The sequence below is a fragment of the Shinella sp. 20P9.1.1 genome (assembly GCF_057798995.1).
Genome location: NZ_JBYOLC010000002.1, coordinates 461265 through 486969, shown reverse-complemented (window position 1 = coordinate 486969; position 25705 = coordinate 461265). Strand labels below are relative to the sequence as shown.

General features: G+C 60.9%; 21 protein-coding genes, 1 tRNA gene and 1 pseudogene. 10 read left to right on the top strand and 13 right to left on the bottom strand.

Translation table 11 applies throughout. The annotated features are described in order from the left end of the window. Positions 1–65: 65 nt before the first annotated feature. Positions 66–749: a hypothetical protein gene (locus AC27VQ_RS05940; RefSeq protein ID WP_488715558.1), complete on the bottom strand. Its 684-nt coding sequence runs from the start codon at positions 747–749 to the stop codon at positions 66–68. 202 nt (positions 750–951) lie between these two features. Here AC27VQ_RS05940 and AC27VQ_RS05935 point away from each other — a divergent pair, with 202 nt between their 5' ends. Further along, a complete protein-coding gene (locus tag AC27VQ_RS05935) occupies positions 952–1509 on the top strand; it encodes a hypothetical protein (RefSeq protein WP_488715557.1) in 558 nt (185 codons plus the stop codon). On the opposite strand, the gene AC27VQ_RS05930 is transcribed toward AC27VQ_RS05935, so the two are convergent. Then, complete coding sequence (locus AC27VQ_RS05930) at positions 1503–1886, bottom strand: hypothetical protein (RefSeq protein ID WP_488715556.1); 384 nt, start codon at positions 1884–1886, stop codon at positions 1503–1505. The genes AC27VQ_RS05935 and AC27VQ_RS05930 overlap by 7 nt on opposite strands. Further along, complete coding sequence (locus AC27VQ_RS05925; RefSeq protein WP_488715555.1) at positions 1883–2200, bottom strand: hypothetical protein; 318 nt, start codon at positions 2198–2200, stop codon at positions 1883–1885. Before AC27VQ_RS05925 ends, AC27VQ_RS05930 begins: the two co-directional genes overlap by 4 nt. Before the next feature lie 585 nt (positions 2201–2785). Here AC27VQ_RS05925 and AC27VQ_RS05920 point away from each other — a divergent pair. The 3 genes from AC27VQ_RS05920 to AC27VQ_RS05910 are packed head-to-tail and all read left to right on the top strand — an operon-like array spanning position 2786 to position 5166. Then, a complete protein-coding gene (locus AC27VQ_RS05920; protein WP_488715554.1) occupies positions 2786–3880 on the top strand; it encodes a hypothetical protein in 1095 nt (364 codons plus the stop codon). Further along, the gene (locus AC27VQ_RS05915) at positions 3877–4311 is read left to right on the top strand and encodes a type II toxin-antitoxin system VapC family toxin (RefSeq protein ID WP_488715553.1); all 435 of its coding nucleotides are present in this window, start codon (positions 3877–3879) and stop codon (positions 4309–4311) included. The genes AC27VQ_RS05920 and AC27VQ_RS05915 overlap by 4 nt, the downstream gene beginning before the upstream one ends. A 51-nt stretch (positions 4312–4362) precedes the next feature. Next, a complete protein-coding gene (locus AC27VQ_RS05910; RefSeq protein WP_488715552.1) occupies positions 4363–5166 on the top strand; it encodes a BglII/BstYI family type II restriction endonuclease in 804 nt (267 codons plus the stop codon). Here the strand turns inward: AC27VQ_RS05910 and AC27VQ_RS05905 are convergent, their stop codons facing one another. Beyond that, positions 5167–5829, bottom strand: coding sequence for an MT-A70 family methyltransferase (locus AC27VQ_RS05905; protein WP_488715551.1), 663 nt, complete (start codon positions 5827–5829; stop codon positions 5167–5169). A gap of 294 nt (positions 5830–6123) precedes the next feature. Between AC27VQ_RS05905 and AC27VQ_RS05900 the strand changes: the two genes are divergently transcribed. Beyond that, positions 6124–6483 carry a hypothetical protein gene (locus tag AC27VQ_RS05900; protein WP_488715550.1) on the top strand — a complete coding sequence of 120 codons (360 nt, stop codon included), beginning with the start codon at positions 6124–6126 and terminating at the stop codon, positions 6481–6483. A gap of 101 nt (positions 6484–6584) precedes the next feature. Here AC27VQ_RS05900 and AC27VQ_RS05895 read toward each other — a convergent pair. Together AC27VQ_RS05895 and AC27VQ_RS05890 are read right to left on the bottom strand one after the other, a co-directional pair. Beyond that, a tRNA-His gene (locus AC27VQ_RS05895) sits at positions 6585–6661 on the bottom strand. Between the two features lie 146 nt (positions 6662–6807). Next, positions 6808–7257: a phasin gene (locus tag AC27VQ_RS05890; protein ID WP_244760949.1), complete on the bottom strand. Its 450-nt coding sequence runs from the start codon at positions 7255–7257 to the stop codon at positions 6808–6810. 244 nt (positions 7258–7501) lie between these two features. On the opposite strand from AC27VQ_RS05890, the gene AC27VQ_RS05885 reads away from it, so the two are divergent. Both AC27VQ_RS05885 and AC27VQ_RS05880 read left to right on the top strand, forming a co-directional pair. Beyond that, the gene (locus AC27VQ_RS05885) at positions 7502–11101 is read left to right on the top strand and encodes an ATP-binding protein (RefSeq protein ID WP_488715549.1); all 3600 of its coding nucleotides are present in this window, start codon (positions 7502–7504) and stop codon (positions 11099–11101) included. Positions 11102–11285: 184 nt separating this feature from the next. After that, entirely contained in the window at positions 11286–12863 is a 1578-nt protein-coding gene (locus tag AC27VQ_RS05880; protein ID WP_488715574.1) for an ABC transporter permease, read from the top strand. Positions 12864–13111: 248 nt separating this feature from the next. On the opposite strand, the gene AC27VQ_RS05875 is transcribed toward AC27VQ_RS05880, so the two are convergent. Then, complete coding sequence (locus AC27VQ_RS05875; protein ID WP_488715548.1) at positions 13112–15064, bottom strand: acetoacetate--CoA ligase; 1953 nt, start codon at positions 15062–15064, stop codon at positions 13112–13114. A gap of 181 nt (positions 15065–15245) precedes the next feature. Between AC27VQ_RS05875 and AC27VQ_RS05870 the strand changes: the two genes are divergently transcribed. Then, positions 15246–17093, top strand: a complete 1848-nt coding sequence (locus AC27VQ_RS05870; RefSeq protein WP_488715547.1) for an AsmA family protein — start codon at positions 15246–15248, stop codon at positions 17091–17093. A gap of 18 nt (positions 17094–17111) precedes the next feature. Here the strand turns inward: AC27VQ_RS05870 and AC27VQ_RS05865 are convergent, their stop codons facing one another. The 5 genes from AC27VQ_RS05865 to AC27VQ_RS05845 form a co-directional block, all read right to left on the bottom strand. Next, positions 17112–17930 carry an ABC transporter permease subunit gene (locus AC27VQ_RS05865; RefSeq protein ID WP_117368285.1) on the bottom strand — a complete coding sequence of 273 codons (819 nt, stop codon included), beginning with the start codon at positions 17928–17930 and terminating at the stop codon, positions 17112–17114. A 4-nt stretch (positions 17931–17934) separates the two neighbouring features. Continuing rightward, positions 17935–18846, bottom strand: a complete 912-nt coding sequence (locus tag AC27VQ_RS05860; protein ID WP_421594331.1) for an ABC transporter permease subunit — start codon at positions 18844–18846, stop codon at positions 17935–17937. 4 nt (positions 18847–18850) lie between these two features. Next, a complete protein-coding gene (locus tag AC27VQ_RS05855; RefSeq protein ID WP_488715546.1) occupies positions 18851–19993 on the bottom strand; it encodes an ABC transporter ATP-binding protein in 1143 nt (380 codons plus the stop codon). An 81-nt stretch (positions 19994–20074) separates the two neighbouring features. Beyond that, positions 20075–21169 (bottom strand): polyamine ABC transporter substrate-binding protein, encoded by a 1095-nt coding sequence (locus AC27VQ_RS05850; RefSeq protein ID WP_488715545.1) that lies wholly within the window; start codon positions 21167–21169, stop codon positions 20075–20077. 184 nt (positions 21170–21353) lie between these two features. Next, complete coding sequence (locus AC27VQ_RS05845; protein ID WP_488715544.1) at positions 21354–22769, bottom strand: helix-turn-helix domain-containing protein; 1416 nt, start codon at positions 22767–22769, stop codon at positions 21354–21356. 219 nt (positions 22770–22988) lie between these two features. Here AC27VQ_RS05845 and aceA point away from each other — a divergent pair, with 219 nt between their 5' ends. Both aceA and AC27VQ_RS05835 read left to right on the top strand, forming a co-directional pair. After that, positions 22989–24278, top strand: a complete 1290-nt coding sequence (gene aceA, locus AC27VQ_RS05840; RefSeq protein ID WP_488715543.1) for an isocitrate lyase — start codon at positions 22989–22991, stop codon at positions 24276–24278. A 48-nt stretch (positions 24279–24326) separates the two neighbouring features. Next, a complete protein-coding gene (locus AC27VQ_RS05835) occupies positions 24327–24566 on the top strand; it encodes an SMc00767 family acetate metabolism repressor (protein WP_023516665.1) in 240 nt (79 codons plus the stop codon). A gap of 72 nt (positions 24567–24638) precedes the next feature. On the opposite strand, the pseudogene AC27VQ_RS05830 reads toward AC27VQ_RS05835, so the two are convergent. After that, positions 24639–25615, bottom strand: a pseudogene (locus tag AC27VQ_RS05830) (nucleoside recognition domain-containing protein). Positions 25616–25705: the final 90 nt, after the last annotated feature.

The window sequence follows — 25705 nt, the reverse complement described above, 5'->3', positions numbered from 1 at the left end:
CTCTCCCCAGGGTAGATCAGAAATGATCTCCCGTTCCTGGTCGAAGAATGTGATGTACCTTTTCTTCACGCTGCCTCGCTTTCGAAAGCACCTGCTTCGAGCCAGGACAGTGTACGTTCGTCCGGCACCTCCTTGTCCAAATGCTCAGTCCAGTAGGCGAGCAAAGAATACGGACAGCGGCCGAACGCTTCAGACGCCTCTTCGACTGAGACCCGGCCGGACAGCATTAGTTTGCGGTAACGGCTGCGGAGGCGAGCCTCCTTTGACAAAGGAAGTTCGCGTTCCGGATGAAGCATCTCTGTAACGGTCCCGAAGTGCAGGTCAGCAATCTGTTGAGCGTGGCCAGTGTGCATGAGGGAGGTGACGAGTTCCCCCTCCTGGTCTCGCACTTCGAAAATGCGATGGGTGGCGGAAGCCCGGCGGTGATTTTCCTCAGAAAGTGATTCCGTAGGACCTGCCAAGATCACATCTCGAAGCCATTCAGCGCCGAAAAAGCGATGAGAAATATTATTGTCTCGCGCCAAAATCAGTTTCAGCAGATCGTCAGCCGAAATGGTCCTGTGAGCGGTCGACTCGACGTCGCTTTTGTATTGCGCAATTGTCTGCGACCGCTTGCCGATAAGCGTCGCGATTTTCCCCGCGCGGAGCCCCCGGCGGTAGGGCATAGCGCTCATCAAATCATCGTAGACTTCGCATGTCTTTTCCTTGATCCTGTGCACACCCCATTGGTGTTTATAAACAGTATTCATCCTTAATCTCCTCATCGAGCATAGTGCCCATGAAAAGGATTTCCGTCGGCTTAGATTGGATCAATACCTCGTATATTGTCGATATACGGCCAGAATCGCAGAACGCTGGAAATATCTACTATCGTCAACGAAATAATATTTTCGCCTTGTCGCTTGCATCGCGCTTGCTGATCATCTCCGTAGATCACAGAGGAGATTGATCATGAGGTTACTACAGGCAATTTTGATGGCGATGGCCACCTTCGCGATGGATATCGGTAAGGGCGCTTGGTCGGCTTCCTGGAAGTTTGTCGACGGATGCTGGCGCATGGCGTGGTCCTGGCTTCCGGGTGGAGGTGGGGGCGGAACGGCAATGCCACCTAAGACACTCGACTTACCGGATGTTGACGAAGCCCACGACGCTAAAGAGGCAGCAGCAAACCAGCAAAAGGCAGCAGACTATATGTTGTCGTCTCCAGAGCGCGTCGCACTGGCCTGGGCCCGTGCGACCAAGGATGAGCGCGACACTATCCCGCTCACAAAGCTGACAGACGAACAGATCGACTGGCTCGAAGTCCGCCTCACCGATGCCCAGATCAAAATTTTGGCTTCTGAGAAATCAGAATTTAAAGTCGCCGCAGCCCTTGCTGGTCAAGAGGATGCCATTCCTGGAGTGCCCAGTGTACCAGTGAGGAAAAGAAAATCCGGTCCTGACTTAACGAACCGGATTTCGGATTTTCGAATGAGCGGAATCGAGAGGCCACCGGCCTACGTTCACTGAAGCGCGGACTGTCGACGACGGACCGCATCACGAAAAGGCTTCGACCTGGCAGCATTTTGCAGTTGCCGGGTCGAGATAATCACAGGCAAGAGACGCTCGATCTCATCATCATACTCGGCAGGCGGCACCATCTCGCGAATGTAGTCGCCGAACTGCTGCCAAACGGCTTCGACATCTTCCTCGCGCTGACGTTCATCGGGCGACATGAACAAGTCTTGCTTAGCGGCCTCTTCGTTTGCCAGAGCCTCCGAATGATCTGCGGCGAGATCGGACCAGCGTGCATAGCCTGTCTGGCTCAGTACCTTGTCCATGGTCATCTTGTTCTCGCGCCAGTGCATCAGCGCGACCGCCGGGCTCATCAGCTGCTGCTTGATCATGCCGCCACCTGACGCATGCGCTCGATGACACCGCGACGCTGAGCGGCGACTTCCTTGAGACGCGCGTTTTCAGCTTTCAGTCGCTCATTTTCAACGATGAGACGCTTGGCATAGTCCGCCCAGTCGTGTGCAGCGGCAACTGCGTCTGAGAGCTGGTGAGAGAGAACTTGGGATGCATACTCCTCGCGGCGAGCGGCTACAGCTGCCATGCCCTGCATGTGCGCGGAGACTGCACCGGCGGCCAGAACCGAAATGATCGCGCCAGTCTGTCCTGCGACAGCTGCAGCGGGGCAAGGTACAGAGCGGTGGGCCATGGGACGTCTCCTGTTTAGAACTGGTGAGAACAACTTCCGGTACCAACTCTTAACAAGACTCCCGTGTCAACATTAAAACTTTATCGACCTGCAAGAAAAAGCGGTACCTTTTCAAATGGTTGTAACAAATCGGGGGCAAAAAACGAAAATTGCCCCCGATTTGTTACGTTTCAGCTCCTACCTATGCGGCTTGCCTAAAATCCAACGATTGCCACCCTTGCTTCCGCATTTGCGGCAACGAAGCTTAGGGGCCAAGTCTACGATCACAACATTGGGATACCGAGCCTCCAGCCAGTCTCGATCAATCCATCCCTCGCGCTCACATCTCGCGCACCGCCCGCCGATCAACGCCCAACTTGACAGGTCCTGGAACCGATTTGCGATATCGTACAGGTCGGCAACTTCCTGGGGCCTCTCCACATGCGGAGGCTCCGGGATGCGTGTAAGGTCGATGCCTTTTCTATGGCGCATGAGTTCTTGTTATGTTCTGATCGACGGGTGTGTCAATCGAACCAGAGAGCGCGTTAGTTGAATCTTCAGCGTGAAATTGTATTGTCGATGTCAAACCCCTGATTCTGTTGGTCCATGGTCGACGATAGAGATATTTGGAAGCCTGGAAGCTTCACGAAAAATTTTAGCTGGGGAACTACTTCCTCCGGGCTTGTTGAGCTTTATGAGATAATTCGGCTCGGTTTCGGCGGCGTGATGGAAGATGTTCCTCGCGCTTTGTTTCGAGAACGCATCGAGGACGCGGGTCGCCCGGTCTACATTCCGATGAACTTCTTTCTCTTCAATAAGTCCGTGGACGGTGTTGACCATCTTTGCGCCGACGAACTCGTTTTTCAGGCGCTCAATTGGCCTCATTCCCAGCGCTTCGATAAGCTCGCACTTTTCGCGTTTATCTTTAGTCTTGCCGGTCGATGGACTGGTGCCCGGAAAGAGCAGCGACGCCCAGCACTCTGGGCAAATGCATACGTTCGAGAGCGTGTTGCGAAGGAGTTCGGATGGGATGCACGTCGGGCGACGGCAAAGGATATCGAGACATTCGTCGGAAAGGACCCCCGCTACGAAGCAAAGACGAGTGGAAAGCTGGGGACCAATCTAGCCTACATGTTCGTATCTGGCCGACTTGCTGATTTCCCTTCCAAGAAGGTCGAACGTTGGTGGGTCGACTGCCTTTTCTTGGCACTGGATCGCATCATCGAAGATCGACTACTCGACGGGAAACAAACTCAGCCCCAACAATATGCTTCGCTCCTGAACCGCTACGGCTTCGTTGAACTCACGGGCATATCGTCGCTTGAGAAGGAACTAGCAGTTCAACATCTTGCCCTGCTTTACAGTGCATGCGGAGGATTAAACAGGTTCTCTGAAGACGCTACCCGACAGCGAATAGAGGTCCTTCTTCCACAACTAGTCTACTTCGCGGTTAATGACCCTCGACCTCGGGGGGCGGTACACCTGACAAATCCAAGGATATTAAAAAGCATTCCAGCGGCCTGCGCAATGTTGGCCAAATACGCTGGTTTTGAAGACCTATCCCCCGATGAAATGGAAGATTTCAACCTTGAAGATTTCATTCGGCGGAGGACGTACGAGGCAATCGCCACGCTTAAAGAGCGCAACATCAAGCCGACGATGACCGCTGAAGAGATCATGAAATTGACGAGGGATAGATGACCACGTTCCTGGACACGAACATCGTGATCGCCCTGCTAGATGACGATCATCCTCACCATCCCTGGTCAGTTGAGGAACTGGCCAAACGGAAGATGGACGGTCCCGCTATCGTTTCGGACATCGTCTACTGCGAAGTCTCCGTCGGCATGAAAGATAAAGCGGAGGTTGACGAAGCGATCACTAGACTCGGCCTGGAACGCGTGCGTTGCCGCGACGAAGCTCTGGTTCGCGCAGGTGTCGCTTTCAAAAAATATCGTGATGTGAACAACGGTCCCAAACCCGGTGTTCTACCTGATTTTATAATTGGTTCGGTCGCCGAGACCGAGGGCGCTCCTCTTATGACGGTCAATTCAAAGGATTTTGCTGGCTATTTCGAAATCGATTTGATCTGCCCTCCGAAACCCGCAGCTGCGGGTGCAGGACAAGGTTAGCTCAAGCGCGGCATGCTATTGTGGAGAGACGAATCGCTCTCCGGAATCACCATGTTTCAAAAACTTCTCGACATCGGCTTTCAGGTTGAAATTCACTCGCACGCGGAGGCCATCCTGAGCGTGGATTTTCCCGATGCGGTCAAAGAGTTGGAAGCAGTCGTAAGCGGTTTATCTATTCCCATAGAGGAGATCATCGGCTCCGGAGGGGGCGAAACCCAAGGAACGCAGCGACTACGCAATGGTCTAGCGGATGTCGGCTGGAAGAAGCTGAACTTCGTTGTGGAGAAGCGCATTAACGGCGTCGCCCGCGAGGCAATTTCACACGAGATCGATCACGTAAAGGAATTCAACGCGGGCGTAATAGCGTGCGAGATCGAATGGAATAATAAAGACCCGTTTTACGACCGCGATCTCGAAAACTTCAAGCGACTGCATGCCGACGGCGCGATCTCGGTTGGGGTTATCATCACGCGTGGCACCACCATGCAAGACCAGATGCGCGACATGGTTCGCAGATTTGCGGTTGAGAAGGGACTAAATTCTCACGAAGCGGTCGAAGATTTCGGCATGGCGCGCACGGCTCGGCAGAAAAAGGAAGTCGAGCGCCGGGTGAAGGCCGGTCTATCGTACGAGGAAGCATGGGCTACGCACTTCGTATCGGACAAATACGGTGCAGCAACAACCCATTGGGCAAAACTGGAGGATCGGGTTCATCGCGGTGTAGGCAACCCGTGCCCGCTGGTATTGATCGGCTTGCCAGCCGCCATTGTCACGTTCGATGAAAATATCGGTCTGGAAGAGATTGCGGAGACAGAGGAGACGATGATCGAAAGGGGGATCGTCTCCTCAGAATAATCACTCGGCAGCTTCCAGTCGGTCGGTGGCGGAATTGTGCCCGTAGGTCTTCCAGGTTGGCTCGTAGGTCTCGTCAGCTTGATTGCCCCAGGTCGTCCAGCCTTTGCGAACGCCGCGACCAAACATCTCCAGGTACGGACCAGGGGAGCAGCTCTCAATCAACGGGTACTGTTCATCAGGCTTGCGAGAATGCTCGCGCTTACGGGTACCGATGTAATTTACCTGAGAACGACCCGGCGGCAGTGTCCGAGCGTTCTTGCCTCGGGTGCCGAACAGAATCAGTTCTGACACATTGCGGAAGTAGAACCCAACTCCACGTCCGTCAGAACCGCCATCTTTGCGCAGCTTGTGCCAGACAATGTTAGCCTTGTAGGTGAAGCCCCAGGCTTTCATGACTTCCAGGCCTTCCGGCAGGAGCGCATTTGGGACCCAAAGATACAGGTGGGCGGTCGGTGCGCAGGCGGTCGCCACGGGCAGCGCTTTGATCGCTTCCAGCTCCATCGTGCCATACCGGTTGAGGCGTTTGTGTTCAGGGGCGACTTTGCCAGTCCTGTTCATGAACTGCCAAGGCGGGTCGGCCATGATGGTCGAGAATTTGCGACCTTCAATAAAGGCCGTAAAGTCATCTGAAGGCGACGGAGCGTCGGTGGTGCGGTGCGGCATATCGCGTCCGATTCCCTTTTTGTTCGTTATTTGGAACGTATGTCAGGCAGATCAATAATGCGAGGTTAAAACGCGTGGATTGAACCAGGCTGGACAAAAATTCACATATTGTCGCGTTTGAGCAACCTTGACCATGGGAGGTGTGGCTGTGCCTCGCCCCGTCAACATATTATGACCTATAAGACATATTAGGGACAGGATATGCTTCTGAAGTCATATTAGCTGTAGATAATTTTTCAAACTTTCGCATTTGTCCGCTTGGAAATTTCCACGCCCAGTTCCATGATCCCAGGCATGATGTGGTTTCCGGTAATTTCAAGAACAGGCTTCTGCTCTCGCATCCAAGAGAGCGATCAGGCTTCGTCCGGCAAGTGGATTGTTGAACAGCCAGGCACGCTGTGGGAAGAGATTGAGGACGCGGCGGTCGAAGGACGACTGCTGGCGATCAAGAAATCCCGAGATCATTCGATAGTCTGCGTTTACTGCAAATCATCAGATGAGGACACAGTTGCTGCGACGCTGGCGATCCTTCGAGATATCGGCGTGGAAGGCGAGCTGCACTACAAATCAGACCGTGCGACGGAGCAGCGTAGGGATGAGCACCTGTACGATTCGGACGCCTTTGAGCCCCGATTATCGCCCACAATCCGTTAAGCCGAACCGCCAGAATTCTGCAAGATCGGTATAGGATCGGTATAGTTTCAATATCGGGATTTATACCGAGGACTTTATGTGGCTTAAGTCCTTGAAAAGAATGGTACGGTTGGGGGGTCTCGAACCTCCGACCTCAGGTGCCACAAACCTGCGCTCTAACCAACTGAGCTACAACCGCACAGGGCGCGTCGTCCGCGCTTGGTGCGTCACATACGGGCAGCCGCACCATTTTTCAAGCGTTTTTTATCGGCTTGCACAAACGAAAATGGCCGGACGATCGCCCGGCCATTCTATCACAGGGTCGAAACCCGCGCTATCTCAGGCTTAGACGGCCTTGAAGGACTTCATGGCCTTTTCAGCAGCCGACTTACCCGGAGCCGAAACCTTCTCGGCAACCTTCTTGGAGGTTTCCTGAAGCGACTTGGCCTGTTCGACGGCGACTTCGGCCTGCTTGCGCAGGAAGGCGGTCTGCAGTTCGAAGAGTTCGGCAACGGACTTCACGCCGAGCAGGGCTTCCATGTGCGAAAGCGAATTTTCGGCATTGGTGCGGAGCGCGTCGATTGCCTTGAGGCCGAGTTCGACGGAGCCGGCCTGCGCGCTTTCCAGCGTCGCTTCAACGGTCTTGGTCGCGTCTTCGGCGGCTTCCTTCATCTTGGCATAGGCTTCCTTGGTCTGCGCTGCGCCCTTTTCGGCGAAGTCGCGGAAGCTTTCGGAAATCTTGGACGGGTCGATGGAAGCGATCGAGAATACGTCGTCGGTCTTCTTGGTAGCCATGGTATGCGCTCCTTGGTTTGGCCCTCTCTAGAGGCGCCGTGTTCTTGGATGCCCCTTATATAGCCGATCTCATTTCGCATTGCAACAATTTTGTGCGCTGCACAATAAATCCTTGCGGCGTTAACCCTTCCGCCCGAAAGCCGCGGGCTTTCAGGCCCCGGCGCTGGACCCTCAGGGGGAGCGCGGCTATTAATAAAGCGTTAATTGAAAACCGGGACGCCGGAAGCCAGATACAGGCCTGAACATGTCCGCAAAGCAGTATCCCTTTATCGACGTTGCCGTCCACGAGCGGGTGCGCCTGCCCTTCGCGCGCGGCGAGGCCGTCGTGCTGTTTTCCAAGGACATGAGCCGGGTTCTCTGGTCGAACGGTCGGGGTGCTGCGCTGTTCGGCGAGGAGAATATTTACGATTTCCTCGATGTCGGCCCGGATCGCGGCGATGTCGCCTTCCGCCAGCTCGCGGCGGCCGCCCAACAGGTGCAGGCGCCCGGCGACCGGCGCAGCTTCGTCATGCGCATCGGCAGCGGCTTTCGCAGCGTGCCCGTCACCGCCACCGTCGAGGCCGTGACCATCCGCCCCGGTGACGAGGCCATCCTGTTCAGCGCGCCCGTCGCCGCCGGCCGCCAGAGCCAGGAAGAGGCCGCCGCGGCCATGCTGACCGGCTTCGACGATCCCGACACCCATATGGCCGTGCTCGATGGCGACGGCGCCGTCGTCGCCGGTTCCGACGGGTTCGACAGACTTGCCATCAGCCCGGAAACACGCCGCGCTCTGGTCGAGGCCGTGGGGCGTAGCGCCGAACGCCTCGTCAAGCGCCCCGTCGCCACGGGCCTTGGCCATCTTCCCGCCGCCATCGGCCGCATTTCCAGCGATCCCGCGCTGCACCTGCTGTTTGCCGTCGAAACGATCCTTGGCCATCTCGACCCGGATGAGGACGAGGCAGAGCCCGTCGCGGCACAGGAGACCGTTACTCCGGAAGCCGAAATCGTCGCCGACAGTGTGGATGTGCCCGCGGTAGAGGTTGATCCGGTCGACGAGACGACGGACGTTTCAACCGAACCCGCGCTTGAAGCGGCCCCGATCGTCGAAGAGCCTGCGCTCGAAAGCGCTGCCGAGATCGTGGAACCGGCCGAGATTGTCGAAGAGCCGCAGCTTACAGAGACGCTTCTGCAGCCGGTGGAGGAGCCTGAAGAGGCAGCGGAGGTGATCGTCTCCGAGGATGCCGATGCCGATGCGCAAGAAGACGTCGTGGCCGAAGCCGCCGATGAAACCGCCGTCGCCGCGACCAAAGAGACCGAGCAGCCGGCTTCGGGCTTCGTCTTCAACCGCCAGGGCCGGCCGATCCGTTTCGTCTGGAAGATCGATGCCGAAGGACGGTTCAGCGAAATTTCGGACGAGTTCGCCGCGGCCGTCGGCCCGCAGGCGTCAGCGATATCGGGCGCGCGTTTCGTCGATGTCGCCGCACGCTTCGATCTCGATCCCGAGGGCAAGATCGGCGATCTGCTCAGCCGCCGCGACACATGGTCGGGCAAGACGATCTTCTGGCCGGTCGAGGGCACCGCGCTGACCGTTCCCGTCGATCTCGCGGCCCTGCCCACCTATTCCCGCAACCGTGAATTCGACGGTTTCCGCGGCTTCGGCATCGTGCGCATCGCCGATGCCGTGGAGGATGCCCATGCTCGTGGCTTGACGCTGGGCGAGACCGCCGAAGCGGAAGAAGAGATTGCTGCGGTCGAAGAGCCTATCGAGGCTGCGGCGGGGGAGACGTTTCTCGTACAGGACGAGGTGGTCGCCGAGGCAGATGAACCCGTCGTAGACGAACAGGGACTGGAACCCACAGAGACCTCGGACGAAGCGGCATCGCCCGTCGAGGCGGATGAAACACCCGGCACCGCTGACGACGAGCAGGATGCCTTCCGCGGCGAACGCCCGGCGCTGCGTCTGGTGGAAACGCCGAACCGCCGCCATTCCGACAAGGTCGTGCAGCTCGAAACCCGGCGCAATCGCGGTGGCCTGTTCGATGGCCTGTCGACCGGCGAACAGGCCGCCTTCCGCGAAATCGCCCGCCAGCTCGGCGAGACCTTCGGCAAGCGCAAGCCGGAGGACCGGCCGGCTGACAGTGCTGCGGACGAAACACCCGCAGCCAGCCTTGCCAACACCACTGAGCAGGCCGGCGACGACGATAACGCTGCCAAGACGATCTTCATCGACACCGATGAACCCGAAACGGAAATGCCCGGCCTCGAAGTCGGCCCGCATGCGGATGACCTTCTGAACGAGGACCACACGGGCGAGCGGACCGCGATCGCCCCGCCGCGCACGCAAATGGATTACGGCCTCACCGCAACTGTGGTGGATGCCCTGCCCGTCGCGCTGCTCGTCCATGTCGGTGACCGGCTGATCCATGCCAATCCGGAATTCTTCCGCTTCAGCGGCTATCGCAGCCTGGAGGACCTGGAAGCCTCCGGCGGGCTCGATATCCTGCTCGCCGCCCCGGACGAGGACACCGAAGACGGCGACGGCACCATGGCGCTGCGCCATGCCGATGGCGAAAGCACGAGTGCGGTACGCGCCCGCCTCCAGTCGATCCGCTGGGAAGACGGCACGGCCCTGATGCTGGCGCTGACGCCTGCCCATGAAAAGCCGGCGCTGACGCTCGTCGAAACCGCGCCGACAGCGGTCGCAGAGACCGAGGACCGCACGGCCGACCAGGCCGCCGTTTCCGCTCTGCGCATCGAAATCAGCGAGCTGCGCTCGATCCTGGAAACCGCGACCGACGGCGTCGTGGTCGTCGGGCAGGATGGCGATATCCGCTCGATGAACCGCTCGGCCAGCGCCCTCTTCAACTATGACGAGGACGAAACGCGCGGCCGGCCCTTCGCCATGCTGTTTGCCCATGAAAGCCAGAAGGCGGTGCTGGATTATCTCGCCGGCCTTTCGGGCCATGGCGTCGCGAGCGTGCTGAACGACGGGCGAGAGGTCATCGGCCGCGAGGCGGCCGGCGGCTTCATTCCGCTTTTCATGACGATGGGCCGCCTCTCCTCGTCCTCCGGCTTCTGCGCCGTCATCCGCGACATCACCCAGTGGAAGCGCACGGAAGAGGAGCTGCGCAGCGCCAAGCGCGCCGCCGAAACGGCAAACGCTCACAAGAGCGATTTCCTCGCCCGCGTCAGCCACGAGATCCGCACGCCGCTCAATGCCATCATCGGCTTTTCCGACATGATGGCGACGGAGCGCTTCGGTCCGATCGGCCATCCGCGCTACATCGAATATGCCAACGACATCGGCCGCTCCGGCCGCCATGTGCTCGATATCGTCAATGACCTGCTCGACATTTCCAAGATCGAGGCGGGCGAGATGGATCTCGAATTCACCGCCGTCGGGCTCAACGAGACGATTTCGGAAGCCGTCTCGCTGGTGCAACCGCAGGCGAACGGCCAGCGCGTCATCATCCGCACCTCGCTTTCCAACAATGTGCCGCAGATCGTGGCCGACCTGCGCTCCATCAAGCAGATCGCGCTCAACATCCTGTCGAACGCCATCCGCTTCACGCCTTCGGGCGGGCAGATCGTCGTCTCCACTGCCTATGAGGCAAACGGCAGCGTCGTGCTGCGCATCCGCGATACGGGTGTGGGCATGACCCGCAGCGAGCTGGAACAGGCGATGAAGCCCTTCCGGCAGGTGACGACGGGCTCGCGCAAGCGCGGCGACGGCACCGGGCTCGGCCTGCCGCTGACCAAGGCGATGGTCGATGCCAACAGGGCGAATTTCTCGATCAGCTCCACGCCGAACGAAGGCACACTGGTCGAGGTGAGCTTTCCCTCGCCGCGCGTGTTGGCAGATTGAGCTGGATGCTCTAGGACCGACAAAACGCCTTTCGGCGATCCCGCCATGAACGGGATTACCGCATCATCGAGGAAACGCCTTGCAGGTCCAGTCCGAAAGCGCGCCACGCGTGCATCGCCGCTCGGGTGCGGCCCGCCATCCGCTTCTCTCCGCCTCCGCGGTGCTTGCCGCGGCCATCATCCTCATGCCGGCCATCGCCATCGTCGTCATCGCGGCGACGGGTGGCGTCGACAACTGGCCGCATCTCCTGAGCAACGTCATTCCGCGCGCGACGCTGCGCACGCTCATCCTGCTGGCCGGCGTCGCCACCTTGACCACCGTCACCGGCGTCATCACGGCCTGGCTGGTGGCGAGCTGCGATTTTCCCGGCCGCCGGGTCCTGTCCGGCCTGCTCGTCCTGCCGCTCGCCATTCCCGCCTATCTCGGTGCCTATGCGTTTGCGGAGTTCTTCTCCTTCACCGGCCCGGTGCAAACCGCATATCGCGCGCTCTTCGGCTTCCAGACGAGCCGCGACTACTGGTTTCCGGAAGTCCGCACCACCGGCGGCGCCATGCTGGTTCTGTCGAGCGTGCTCTATCCCTATATCTATCTCGCCGCCCGCTCGATGTTCATCATGCAGGGCCGCGCGGCAGCGGATGTGGCGCGCACGCTCGGTGCCGGGCCGCTCAAGGTTTTCGCAAGGATCCAGATCCCCATGGCACGGCCGGCGATCATGGTGGGGCTGACGCTCGTCGCCATGGAAACGCTGAACGATATCGGCGCGGTCGAATATCTCGGCGTGCAGACGCTGACCTTCTCGATCTTCGACACCTGGCTCAATCGGGGCAGCCTTGCCGGGGCGGCGCAGATTGCCTGCGTCATGCTGGTCTTCGTCGTCTGCCTGATGATGGTGGAACGCGCCGCGCGCCGCCGGCAGCGCTTCGCCAGCCAGAAGACGACGGCCGCGGTGCATGATTCCGTACGCCTCAAGCTGAACGGCTGGAAGACATGGGCGGCGAGCCTCGCCTGCCTCACGCCCCCCGTCATCGGTTTCGCCATTCCGGTTTATGTACTCGGCGGCTACGCCGCGCGCCGGCTCGAGGAATTCGCCTCGACGCGGCTGCTCTCGGCCCTGTGGAACAGCGTGCTCGTCTCCGGCTCGACGGCCGCCGTCGCCGTGCTGCTCGCCTTCCTGCTCGCCTATGCCGCCCGCACGACCCGCTCGCGCCTCAACGCTGCCGCCGGGCGTTTCGCCTCCTTCGGCTATGGCGTACCCGGCACGGTGCTGGCCATGGGCGTGCTCATTCCGCTTGCCAATTTCGACAATGCGGTGGATGCCTTTTTGCGTGCCAATCTCGGCATTTCGACCGGCCTCGTTCTTTCCGGCACCGGGTTTGCCATCATCTATGCCTGCACGGTGCGGTTTCTCATGATGGCCGAGGGAACGATCGATGCCGGCTTCCACAAGCTCTCGCCGCATCTCGACATGGCCGCCCGCACGCTCGGCCGCACCAGCAGCCAGACGCTCTGGACCGTGCTCCTGCCGATGATGCGCCCGGCCACGCTGACGGCCGCCCTCCTCGTCTTCATCGAGACGATGAAGGAGCTCTCGGCGACGATCATGCTGCGCCCGTTCAACTTCAACACGCTGGCGACGCTGGTCTATGAGGATGCGTCACGGGCGAAGGTGGAGGATGCCGGGGTGCCCGCGATCATCATCGTCGCGGTCGGGCTCATTCCGGTGTTTCTGGTGTCCCGGTCCCTGGACAAAACGGGCGCATAAAAAAAGGGCGGCAAAAGCCGCCCCGATAGTTTGAATGCTGTCCAACAAAAGCGAAGGTGAACGGCTTCATGCCATCGGGGTCGGGTGCGACCGGAACGCCCTCACATCGGGCGTGCTCAAGTTGGGACGACCTTGCCCCATCCCGGCTTAACAAAACCTTACCCGGCCCGTTCCGGCACAAACCTTTTGTTCACAACTTCGTGCGTTTGGTTAATTCGACCGGCAAAAACCGTTAATGCCGGCGGCGCTCAAGACTGAAGCGCCGCAAGATTGGCGAAAAGGTCCAGCGCTTCCGGATTGGCCAGCGCCTCCTTGTTCTTGACTGGGCGGCCATGCACGACCTCGCGCACCGCAAGCTCGACGATCTTGCCGGATTTGGTGCGCGGAATGTCGGTCACCTGGATTATCTTCGCCGGCACGTGGCGCGGCGAGGCGCCGGTGCGGATCTTCGTCCGGATGGTCTTTTCCAGTGCCTCGTCCAGCACCTTGCCGGGTGCAAGGCGCACGAAAAGCACGACGCGCACGTCGTCATCCCAGTCCTGGCCGATACACAGCGCCTCGACGACCTCTTCCAGCTGTTCGACCTGGTTGTAGATCTCCGCCGTGCCGATGCGCACGCCGCCGGGGTTCAGCGTCGCGTCCGAACGGCCATGGATGATGATGCCGTCGTGGCTGGTCCATTCGGCGAAGTCGCCGTGGCACCAGACATTGTCGAAACGCTCGAAATAGGCGGCATGATACTTCGCACCGTCGGCATCGTTCCAGAACATCACCGGCATGGAGGGGAAGGCCTTGGTGCAGACCAGTTCACCCTTCTCGCCGCGCACGGGATGGCCGTCCTCGTCCCAGACATCCATGGCAAGGCCGAGCCCCGCACCCTGGATCTCTCCGCGCCAGACAGGCTTCAAGGGGATGCCGAGCACGAAGCAGGAGACGATATCCGTACCGCCGGAGATGGAGGCGAGCTGCACGTCCGGCTTGATGCCCTCGTAGACGAAGGAGAAGCCTTCCGGCGAGAGCGGCGAGCCGGTGGAGGTGAGGAGCCGCAGGCTGGAGAGGTCATGCGTCGTGCGCGGCGTGAAGCCGCCCTTGCGCACCGCGTCGATATATTTGGCCGAGGTGCCGAAGACGGCGAATTTTTCCGCCTGCGCATAGTCGAACAGGACGTTCCCATCCGGATGGAAAGGCGAACCGTCGAACAGGCAGAGCGTGGCGCCGACGGCGAGGCCGGAGACCAGCCAGTTCCACATCATCCAGCCGCAGGTGGTGAAGTAGAACAGCCGATCGCCCTCGACGAGGCCGCAATGCAGGCTGTGTTCCTTCAGGTGCTGCAAGAGCGTGCCGCCGGCCGAATGCACGATGCATTTCGGCACGCCCGTCGTGCCCGAGGAGAAGAGGATATAGAGCGGATGGCGGAAGGGAAGCTGCGCGAAGGTGAGCGGCTTTGCCTCATAGGGCGCGGTCAGCGCCTCGAGTGTGCGGCCATCCGGCAGAGCGCCTGCCAGCGCATCCGCATCGCCGGCATAGTGCACCACGAGTACGGGCGCACCGAGCTTGCCGGCCACGGCCTGCACCTTGGTGGAGACATCCTGCAATTTGCCGGCGTACCAGTAAGCATCGCAGGTGATGAACAGTTTCGGCGTGATCTGGCCGAAGCGGTCGAGCACACCCTGTTCGCCGAAATCGGGCGAGCAGGACGACCAGATGGCACCGAGCGAGGCGGCGGCGAGCATGCAGGCGATGGTTTCCGGCATGTTGGGCATCATGGCGGCGACGCGGTCCCCCTCCCCGATCCCCATGGCGGCAAAGGCCTGCTGCAGTTTCGAAACACGGGCGCGAAGCTCGTCCCACGACCAGCGATAGGACACCTTGTCCTCGCCACGGAAGATGATGGCATCCTCAGCGCCGGTCTTCCGGAGCAGGTTTTCCGCAAAATTCAGACGGCCCTCGGGGAAGAACCGGGCGTCCAGCATGCGCACGCCGTTCTCCAGCGCGATGCCGCCCTTTTCGCCGACGGCCCCGCATTCGTCCCAGATCGCCGTCCAGAAGGCGGCGCGGTCTTCGACGGACCACGCATGAAGCGCGTCATAGGTCGCGATATCGCGCCCGGCGATGCGGCCGGCGGCCTTCATGAACAGGGCCATCGGGCTCTTTGCCGTTATGTCGGCTGAAGGTTCCCACAGGGGCAGTTCTGACGTCATGCTTTCCTCCACTCCATCGCATTCGTATACCATGTTGCGTCGCAATAAAAAGCACCGGCTGCCGGTTCGCGGCACCGACGAACGCAATTCCGCCATGGCAACATTTGATTTCTTCGCCCCGAGCGCCTATCCCCTTCGCGCAACCCAATAAAAGAGCTGACGGCAGAGGATCCGTGCCCGAATGACCCTGTCCCGTTTCATCCGTTCAAAGCTCCTGGTGCGGGGTCTCCTTGTCGCGCTCGCCTTGCTGTTTGCGGTGCGTATCGGCGTTCCCTTCCTTCTCCAGACCGACACCGTCGGCAAGGCGATCAAGGAAACGCTGGAGGCCTGGACGGGGGCTGAGGTTCGCATCGGCAAGGATCCGGAATTTGCCTTCTGGCCCTATCCGCGCGTGACGATCGGCAATGTGCGCATCGCCACGCGCCCGGTCGACGGCAAGAGCGAGGAACTGGCGTCCGTCGAGACGATTTCGGCGACGTTCGATCTCATTGGCGCGGTGCGCGGCGATCCCGTCTTCAGCGATCTCGAACTGGTGCGTCCAACGGTGCGCGTCGGCTGGAATGCGGCGGGCGCCTTCAACTGGAAACACAGCGGCTGGCTGGCGCAGGCGATCGATGCGACCGCCGCGACGCCCGAGGGACAGGCGTTCCCCGCCATGCCGAGCGAGCGTCTCGGCACGATCACCATCACCGACGGCATCCTTGAGGTCGCCCGTGCAGGCGAGACGCCGGCCTATCGCGTGTCCGATATCAACGGCATCATCACCTGGCCGGCGCTCCGCCAGCCCATGGACCTCTCGCTTTCCGGCATCGTCAACGGCGAGATGACCCGCTGGACCTTTGGCTGCGACCAGCCGCTGGCACTGTTGGCAGGGCGCAACGCCAATGCCCGCACCAGCCTGTCCGCCGATCCGGCGACGCTGAATTTCGAGGGCATGGCCAACCTTTCACATGCCGCCTTCGCTGCCGGCACCATGCAGCTTTCGACGCCGTCGCTTGCCCATCTGCTCGCCTGGCAGGGCAAGGACATTTCCGCCATCGGCAATGTCGGGTCGGTGAATGTCGAGGCGAAGGTCGCGACGGCCGGCTACACGGCCAAGCTCGAGGACGTGAAGCTCGCTCTCGACAATGTCGAGGCGACCGGCGTGCTCGACGTCAATCTGCCGCCGCGCGGCCTGCCCCAGATCGGCGGCACGCTGGCCTTCGATCATATCGACCTCAAGGCCCTGCTTTCGGCCTTTGCGCCGCTGCCGGGCTCCAAGGAGACCGCGACGCCGCTCGATACGGCTTTCGTGCACCAGTTCGGCATGGATCTGCGTCTCTCCGCCAAGACGGCGGAGTTCGCGCCTTTTTCGCTGCAGGGTCTGGCCGCGGGCATGCGCATCGAAAACGGCCGCGCCTCCTTCGACGTCGGCGACAGCACGCTCCTCGACGGCCGCATGACCGGCCGCATCGCGCTGAACGAACAGGGGTTCCGCGGCGGTGCGCAGGTGCAGATGTCGCTTGATAATGTCGATATCGGCACGGTCGTCAGCACGCTCGCGCTGCCCGGACCGCTGCCGTCAGGCCATGGCTCGGCCGATTTCGAGCTTTCGACGGACCGACCGCTTTGGGCAACGACGCTATCGGATATGTCCGGCCAGTTCCGCCTGCGCATGGGACCGGGAACACTGACCCACTTCAACCGTCAGGCCTTCGAGGAACAGGCGGCGAAGAACGCCTTCTTCAGCATCTCCAGTACTGCGGATGGCTCCTTCGATTTCGTGCGCGCCGATCTGGAAGCCCGGCTCGACCGCGGCATTGCCGAACTCACCAAGGCGGAAATCGAAGGCAGCGAGAAGCTTCTGACGCTCTCCGGCATGATCCCCTATCGTTCGGGAAGCCTGGCGCTGGCCGGGACGCTCGCCGACCGGCCGCAGACAGATGCGGCCGTGGTCAATCCGGCCCTCAGCTTCTTCGTCGGCGGGTCCTGGCCGGAGCCGGTGATCTCGCCGATCTCGATCCTGACGGGGCAGCAGCCCCGCCAGTAATCGCATTTTGCTGAATGCTCAGCGACCGGCGAAGGCCGCCTGCTCGTCGCGCTGACGCTGCACTTCGCGGCGCTTCGTCATGACCGAGGCGATGATGACGCCGATGGCGACGAAGCCGATGAGCAGGGTGCAGGCCGCGTTGATTTCCGGCGTCACACCCAAACGCACCTGGCTGTAGATCTTCATCGGCAGCGTGGTGGCACCGGGGCCGGACGTGAACGAAGAAATGACGAGGTCGTCGAGCGACAGCGTCAGCGCCAGCATCCAGCCGGACAGAACGGCTGGCGCGATGATCGGCAACGTTACCTCCAGGAAGGTCCTGACCGGCGTTGCGCCGAGGTCCAGTGCCGCCTCTTCGACCGAACGGTCGAAAGAGAGCAGACGCGACTGCACCACCACCGTCACGAAGCACATCGAGAAGGTGATATGCGCCAGCATGACCGTGACGAAGCCGCGGTCGAAGCCGATAGCGACGAAGAGCAGGAGCAGCGACAGGCCGGTGATGACCTCCGGCATGACGAGCGGCGCATAGACCATGCCGGAAAACAGCAGCCGGCCGCGGAAGCGCGTATAGCGCGTCAATGCCAGCGCCGCCATGGTGCCGAGCGCGGTTGCCGCCGTGGCCGAGATCAGCGCTACGCGGATCGTCACCCAGGCGGCGTCCATCAGGCCCTGATTGTGGAACAGCGAGACGTACCATTTGGTCGAGAAGCCGGCCCAGACCGTCACGAGCTTGGACTCGTTGAAGGAGAAGACGACCAGCAGCACGATCGGCAGATAGAGGAAGGAAAAGCCGAGAACGACCGATGCGATGTTGAAACGGGACCAGGTGTTCATGGGCTTACCTCCCCTGCTCTTCGGCCTTGGCCTGCGCATTCTGGAAGAACACGATGGGCACGACCAGGATGAGGAGCAGGATGGTTGCGACGGCAGCCGAGACCGGCCAGTCGCGGTTTGCGTTGAATTCGTTCCACAACGTCTTGCCGATCATCAGCGTCTGCGATCCGCCGAGCAGGTCGGGAATGACGAACTCGCCCACGGCCGGAATGAAGACGAGCATGCAGCCCGCGACGATGCCGGGAATGGAGAGCGGGAAGGTCACCTTCCAGAACGCGGTCATCTGCGGGCAGCCGAGATCCTGTGCGGCCTCGATCAGGGTGTTGTCCATCTTCTCCAGCGCGGAATAGAGCGGCAGGATCATGAAGGGCAGATAGGAATAGACAATACCGATATAGATCGCCCAATTGGTGTTCATGATGATCAGCGGCTGGTCGATGACGCCGAGGTTCAGCAGGAACTGGTTGAGCAGCCCTTCGGGTTTCAGGATGGCAATCCAGGCATAGACGCGGATGAGGAAGCTGGTCCAGAACGGCAGGATCACCAGCATCAGGAGCGTGGGCCGCAACGTGCGCGGCGCCTGCGCCATGCCATAGGCGATGGGATAGCCGATCAGGAGCGTCACCAGCGTGGAAACGCCGGCGATCCAGATGCTCGACATATAGGCGTTGAAATAGAGCGAATCCTCGGTCAGCCAGATGAAATTATCGAAGCTGAACTGCCCCATCTTCGTCAGAATACCGGACAAGCCGTCCGACCATGCGAAAGCCGGCTCGTAAGGCGGCTGGGCGATGGCCGTTGTCGACAGCGAAATGCGGAAGACGATGAAGAAGGGGATGAGGAAGAAGAACAGCAGCCAGGCATAGGGAATGATGATGACAAGGCGGCTGAAGATGGCGGAGCCGAGCTTCTTCATCGGGTCAATCCTTCAGCACGACGCCGGCCGTTTCGCCGAAGGAGACCCAGACCTTTTCGTCATAGGCGATCGGGTCCTCGACCTCGCGCTGCGCATTCAGCATGGAGGCCTTCACCACCTTGCCGCTGGCGAGCTTGACGTAGAAGACCGTCATATCGCCGAGATAGCCGATATCCCAGATCTCGCCCTGCGCGGCGTTGACGGATGCGTCGGCGGGGGCGGCCCGCGTGACCTTCAGCTTTTCCGGACGGATGGCGAAACCGGCGGACGAACCGGCGGCCGGCGTATTGCCGGTGGCGGTGCGCACCGTAAAACCTTCGGCGACGGCGAGTTCGATCTTGCCATTGCCGCTGGCCGAGACCTTGCCGTCGAGAATGTTCACGTCGCCGATGAAGTCGGCCACGAAGCGGGAGTTCGGCGCCTCGTAGATTTCCGCCGGCGTCGCGACCTGGATGACTTTGCCGTGGCTCATCACCGCGATGCGGTCGGCCATGGTCATTGCCTCTTCCTGGTCGTGGGTCACGACGACGAAGGTCAGGCCGAGTTCCTGCTGCAAATCCATCAGTTCGAACTGGGTTTCCTCGCGCAGCTTCTTGTCGAGCGCGCCGAGCGGCTCGTCGAGCAGCAGCACTTTCGGGCGCTTGGCGAGCGAACGGGCGAGCGCCACGCGCTGGCGCTGGCCACCGGAAAGCTGGTGCGGCTTGCGCTTGGCGAATTTCTCCAGCTTCACCAGCTTGAGCATTTGGGTGACGCGCTCGGCGATCTCGTTCTTCGGCATGCCGTCCTGGCGCAGGCCGAAACCGATATTGCTCTCGACCGACATGTGCGGGAAGAGTGCGTAGGACTGGAACATCATGTTCACGGGCCGCTTGTAGGGCGGGATGCCGGCAATGTCCTGGCCGTCGAGGATGATCTCGCCCGAGGTCGGTCGCTCGAAGCCGGCCAGCATGCGCAGCAGCGTGGACTTGCCGCAGCCCGATGCGCCGAGCAGCGCGAAGAACTCGCGGTGATAGATGTTGAGTGTGAGATCATCGACGGCCGTGAAATCGCCGAACCTCTTCGTGACATTGCGGAACGTGATGTATGGTTTTGCGTCCGGGTCCGTCCACGGTGCAAAGGCGCGACGAATATTGCCGAGAGATTTCATTGCCTGTCCCCATCTCTTATTTTCGGGCAATTCATAAGAAAATGCCCGGAAGAGACTTCCGGGCAATTCGCTTCGGACCGGTTATTGGCCGGTCACGATCTTGGTCCAGGTGCGCGTGAACAGGCGCTGCGTCTTCGGGTCCAGGGTCGTGTTGGTGAAGAGCTTCTTCAGCGTCGCGTCATCCGGATAGATCGTCGTGTCCTTGACGATCTCTTCCGGCATCACGGCCTGCGCTGCCTTGTTGCCGTTGGCGTAGTGGATGTAGGTCGATGCCTTGGCGATGACTTCCGGGCGCATAATGTAATCGAGGAAGGCGTGCGCCTCTTCGACATGCGGCGCGTCGGCGGGGATCGCCATCTGGTCGAACCACATCTGCGTGCCTTCCTTCGGAATGGCATAGCCGATCTCGACGCCGTTCTTGGCTTCGTCCGCGCGATCGCGACCCTGGAAGATATCACCCGACCAGCCGACGGCGATGCAGATGTCGCCGTTCGCGAGGCCGTTGATGAATTCCGACGAATGGAACTTGCGCACGAAGGGCCGGATCTTCTGCAGGGCTTCCTCAGCCTTGGCGATATCGGCCGGATCATGGCTGTCGGGGTTGAGACCGAGATAGGCGAGCGTCACCGGAATGATGTCGGTAGGTGAATCCAGCAGGTTGATGCCGCAATCCTTGAGCTTTTCGGCATTGGCCGGATCGAAGATCACGTTCCAGCTGTCGATCTGGTCGGTGCCGAGCGCTTCCTTGATCTTGGCCTTGTTGTAGCCGATGCCGATCGTGCCCCACATGTAATTGATCGAATATTCATTGCCCGGGTCGAACGGCTGCATGCGTTCGGACACCATGTCCCACATGTTCTTCAGGTTCGGCAGCTTGGACTTATCGAGCTTCTGGTAGACGCCGGCGGAAATCTGGCGCTGCAGGAACGTGTTGGTCGGCACGACCACGTCATAGCCGGTACCTCCGGCGAGAAGCTTCGTTTCGAGAATTTCGTTGCTATCGTAGACGTCGTAGACGACCTTGATGCCGGTTTCCTTGGTGAAGTCGTCGATAATGGAGCTGTCGATATAATCCGACCAGTTGTAGACGTTGACCACCTTTTCCTGCGCAAGCGCGCTGCCGGCACCAAGGATTGCGCCAAGGGCAGCCGTCGCCAAAAGAATACGTCTTATCATTGATTTATCTCCCAGTTTCTTTCGCGGGTCTATGAGTTCGTAGGAAGAACAGTCGCCGATTATGGTTGTTTTTCGGGAGGCGACAAGCTGCATTCTACGCAAACAGAGAGCGAATTTTGATATCACATTGCTCCCATTCCTATCAGATTTCAAAACCTATCGGCGACGGAAATCAAGCGGAAATTTACTGGAAGTCGAAAAGGCTGAGGCCCGCGACCATTTCATCGAGCCCGAGCGGGCGCGTCACGGGGGGCTCAGCGCGGGCCAGACAGCCCTGCCGCTCGCACAATCGACAGGCCGTGCCGACCGCGACGGCACCGTCGCGGCGCACCGCCTCGCCATAGACCGTCTCCTCCGCATGGGCGGCATCGCAGCCGAGCAGCAGCGCGGTGCGGCGCACCCGTTCGCCAAAGGTGCCCTGCGGCCCTTCCAGGGTGCGCGACACCGTCAGGAACGCACCACCATCCGGCATCTCGACGCGGTCGACGAGAATCTGCCCCGGCTGTGAGAAGGCCGCGTGCACGCCGAGCTTCGGACAGCCGCCGCCGAAGCGCGCCTGCGGAAACCCTTGCGCGCCCGCCCGGCGGAAACGGTGGCCGGCATTGTCGATCTCCAGCAGGAAGAAGGGCACGCCCGTCTTTCCCGGCCGTTGCAGCATGGTCAGCCGGTTCGCGGCCTGCTCGAAGGAGACGCCGAAGCGTGAGCGCAGCACATCGACATCATGGCGCACGCGCTGCGCCGTCGCATGGAAGGCCTCATAGGGCATCATCAGCGCATGGGCGGCATAGCGCGCCAGTTCGAAGCGGGCGATGCGCTTTGCCTCCGCCGTCGAGAACGCAAGCAGGTCGAGCTCGGCGAAGATTTCATCCTGAAGCGCCAGCTGCACCGTCTCCATGGCGATCTCGCGCAGCTGATCGAACGGTGACAGGCGCTCGGAGAGAAAGAGGCGCATGGAGTGCCGGTCGAAACGGCGGCGCAGGTTCGGCATGGCGTGGACCGGCAGCGCGCGCACGACGACGCCGTGCTCCTTGCGCAGCCAGCCCTTGAGGGCATTGGTCAGGTCGTCACCCGGCGCCAGCGCCGCATGAAACCGCTCGGCCGCCTCCTCGATGGCGCCGAAATAGTTGGGGCGCGCCTCCAGCTTGTCGCGCACCTCGTCCATCGGCAGCAGCGTGCCGGCGAGCGTGGTGGCATGTCCCTCGCGGGCGAGCAGGTCGGCAAGGTCGGTGAGGCGGGCAGCCTGTTCACGATAGGCGCGGTAGAGCTTGACGATGCCGCTTGCGACATTCGGCGCGGCGTCGGCGATTTCCACCAGCTCATGATCACCAGGCAGTTCGCCCGACAGCAGCGGATCGGCAAAGACCTCGCGCAGCTGGCGCGCATTGCCGGCGCTCTCGCCCTGGAGATCGTCGAGATCGACCTTGTAGACGGAAGAGAGCCGCAGCAGCAGCTGCACCGTCAGGGGGCGCTGGTTGCGCTCGATCAGGTTCAGATAGGACGGCGAGATCGAAAGCCCCTCGGCCATCGCTGTCTGGGTCAGGCCGAGCGTGTTGCGGATGCGCCGGACTTTCGGGCCGGCAAAGATCTTGTTCTCCGCCATATGTCACATCCTTTACAGGGATTACACGATCGTAAAATTTACAATCTTTACTTTTTTACAGAGCGAAACTGTCAAAGACAAGACATCGTTACCCGATTATCTCGCTGATTTTCCGGTTTTCTCTCGCCCTATTGTGCGCTGCGATGTAAATACTGTCACATCAAATCGGGCAACGAAATGACACCAGCCCGATCCCGAGACATCGCATTGGAGGATACTATGACCGATTTTTACAATCTTGTTCCGAGCGCACCGAAGGGCCGTTTCGACGGTATCGAACGCCCCTATACGGCCGAGACGGTCGAGAAGCTGCGCGGCTCGGTCCAGATCCGCCACACGCTGGCTGAAAACGGTGCCAACCGTCTGTGGAAGCTCATCCACGAGGAAGATTTCGTCAACGCGCTCGGCGCGCTCTCGGGCAACCAGGCCATGCAGATGGTCCGCGCCGGCCTGAAGGCGATCTATCTCTCCGGCTGGCAGGTCGCCGCCGATGCCAACACGGCATCCGCCATGTATCCCGACCAGTCGCTCTATCCGGCAAACGCCGCGCCGGAACTGGCCAAGCGCATCAACCGCACGCTCCAGCGCGCCGACCAGATCGAGACTGCCGAGGGCAACGGCCTTTCGGTCGACACCTGGTTCGCCCCGATCGTCGCCGATGCGGAAGCCGGCTTCGGCGGCCCGCTCAACGCCTTCGAGATCATGAAGGCCTTCATCGAGGCGGGTGCCGCCGGCGTTCACTTCGAAGATCAGCTGGCCTCGGAAAAGAAGTGCGGCCATCTCGGCGGCAAGGTTCTGATCCCGACCGCCGCGCATATCCGCAACCTCGACGCCGCGCGCCTTGCCGCCGACGTCATGGGTGTCCCGACACTGATCGTCGCCCGCACCGACGCCGAGGCCGCAAGGCTCCTCACCTCCGATATCGACGAGCGCGACCAGCCCTTCGTCGACAAGGACAAGGGCCGCACGGTCGAAGGTTTCTACCAGGTCAAGAACGGCATTGAGCCCTGCATTGCGCGTGCCATTTCCTATGCGCCGCATTGCGACCTGATCTGGATGGAGACCGGCAAGCCGGACCTCGAACAAGCCCGCAAGTTCGCCGAAGCCGTGCACAAGGCCCATCCCGGCAAGCTGCTCGCCTACAATTGCTCGCCCTCGTTCAACTGGAAGAAGAACCTGGACGATGCGACGATCGCCAAGTTCCAGCGCGAGCTGGGCGCGATGGGCTACAAGTTCCAGTTCATCACGCTCGCCGGCTTCCACCAGCTGAACTTCGGCATGTTCGAACTGGCCCGCGGCTACAAGGAGCGCCAGATGGCGGCCTATTCGGAGCTTCAGGAAGCGGAATTCGCCGCCGAGATCAACGGCTACACCGCGACCAAGCACCAGCGCGAAGTCGGCACCGGCTATTTCGATGCCGTCTCCATGGCCATCACCGGCGGCCAGTCCTCGACGACCGCCATGCACGAATCGACCGAGCACGAACAGTTCCGCCCGGCCGCCGAATAACCCGTCCCGTCAGCCCTTCAAGAACCCCGTTATAAGAGGAGAAATGCCATGACAGTCCAGACCCGAGTCAAGGAACGCGCTGAAGAACAGGCTTCCGCCATGACCCCCGACCAGCAGGCGATGATCCGCATGGTCGCCAACGACCTGCACCGCCTCAACCAGTCCGTCATGAAGGCGGTCGAGGCCGGCGTTTCGGTCGAGCTCGTCCGCTCCGCCCGCCACCATGGTGGCGAGGGCAACTGGGGCGACCTGCTGATCCCGGTCATCGTGACGCAGGGTCGCGGCTGACAGGCATCATCCAGTCAAAGAAAATCCCCGGCGTTCCCTGCGCCGGGGATTTTTCGTTTCAGACCTGCCGCATCACTCTCCGGCCTTCACGGCATCCGGCCGAAACATCCGGGCAAAGAAGGCCTTGTCCGAAAGCTGGCGCAGCAGGGCGGCGAGGATAGCGGTCGCCGCGATGGCGAAAACCACCCGCCCGACGAGCACGCCGTAAACATCCGCGCCCAGCGAGATCACGATGAGCGTGTCTTCGATCACGCTGTGGGCAAAACCCATGAAGACACAGGACAGGAAGATCTGGCGCGGCGGTATCGCGCCCGATTGCGCCTCGCGGATCAGAAGGCCGGCGCCATAGGAAATGCCGAGGAACAGACCGACGGCGGTAAGATGCTCCGCCTCGCCGCGGATGCCCGCCAGACGCAGCACCGGCGAAAGCGCCTTCATCAACAGAGGCCCAGCGCGCCGGTGACCTTGAGAAGCTCAAGGCTCCAGGAGAGGACGACGAGAATGACCAGCATCCAGACCATCGTCTCCGCAAGACCGCGCAGATAGTGGGCCCAATCGGGCGTCGCGCCGAGTGGGATCCAGGCGGGATCGACCGGAGCCGACAGCCAGCCCGTGGCCTTGAGCACATGATGCAGCAGGAAGGCATAGAGCAGGCCGCCGGCAAGGCGCAGCACCGTCGTGGCGATCATGCCCGGACCGGCCTGCTGGATGATCTTCTGCTCGATGGGCAGCCCGTGCGCGAACAGGATGAGCGCCGAGAAGACCGTGACGTCAGCGACGCTGAGCGAGGATGCCGGAACGAGCGTGAAGAGGAGCGGCACAACACCCCATATCCCGACGAGCATGCCGGTCAGCCACGCCAGCCCCAGTTCGGGCGGAAGCCCGACAAGGTTCATGACCGGTGCGAAGGCCGGTGTCATCGCCTCGATCACGCCTATTCTCGCCAGAAGTTCTGTCAGGAGAGCGATGGGAACGGTAATCCGGACGAGCACCCAGTAGATGGCGAGGGTTTCCCTGGTTTTTTGCAGGGCGGACGTCACGAACGGCATGGCAGGCTCCTCTTGTGTTGCCTCCATTCCCTAACCCGAACCGCTTCGCACATTTGGTCAAAGATTGCAGCGTAATGCAATTTTATTGCA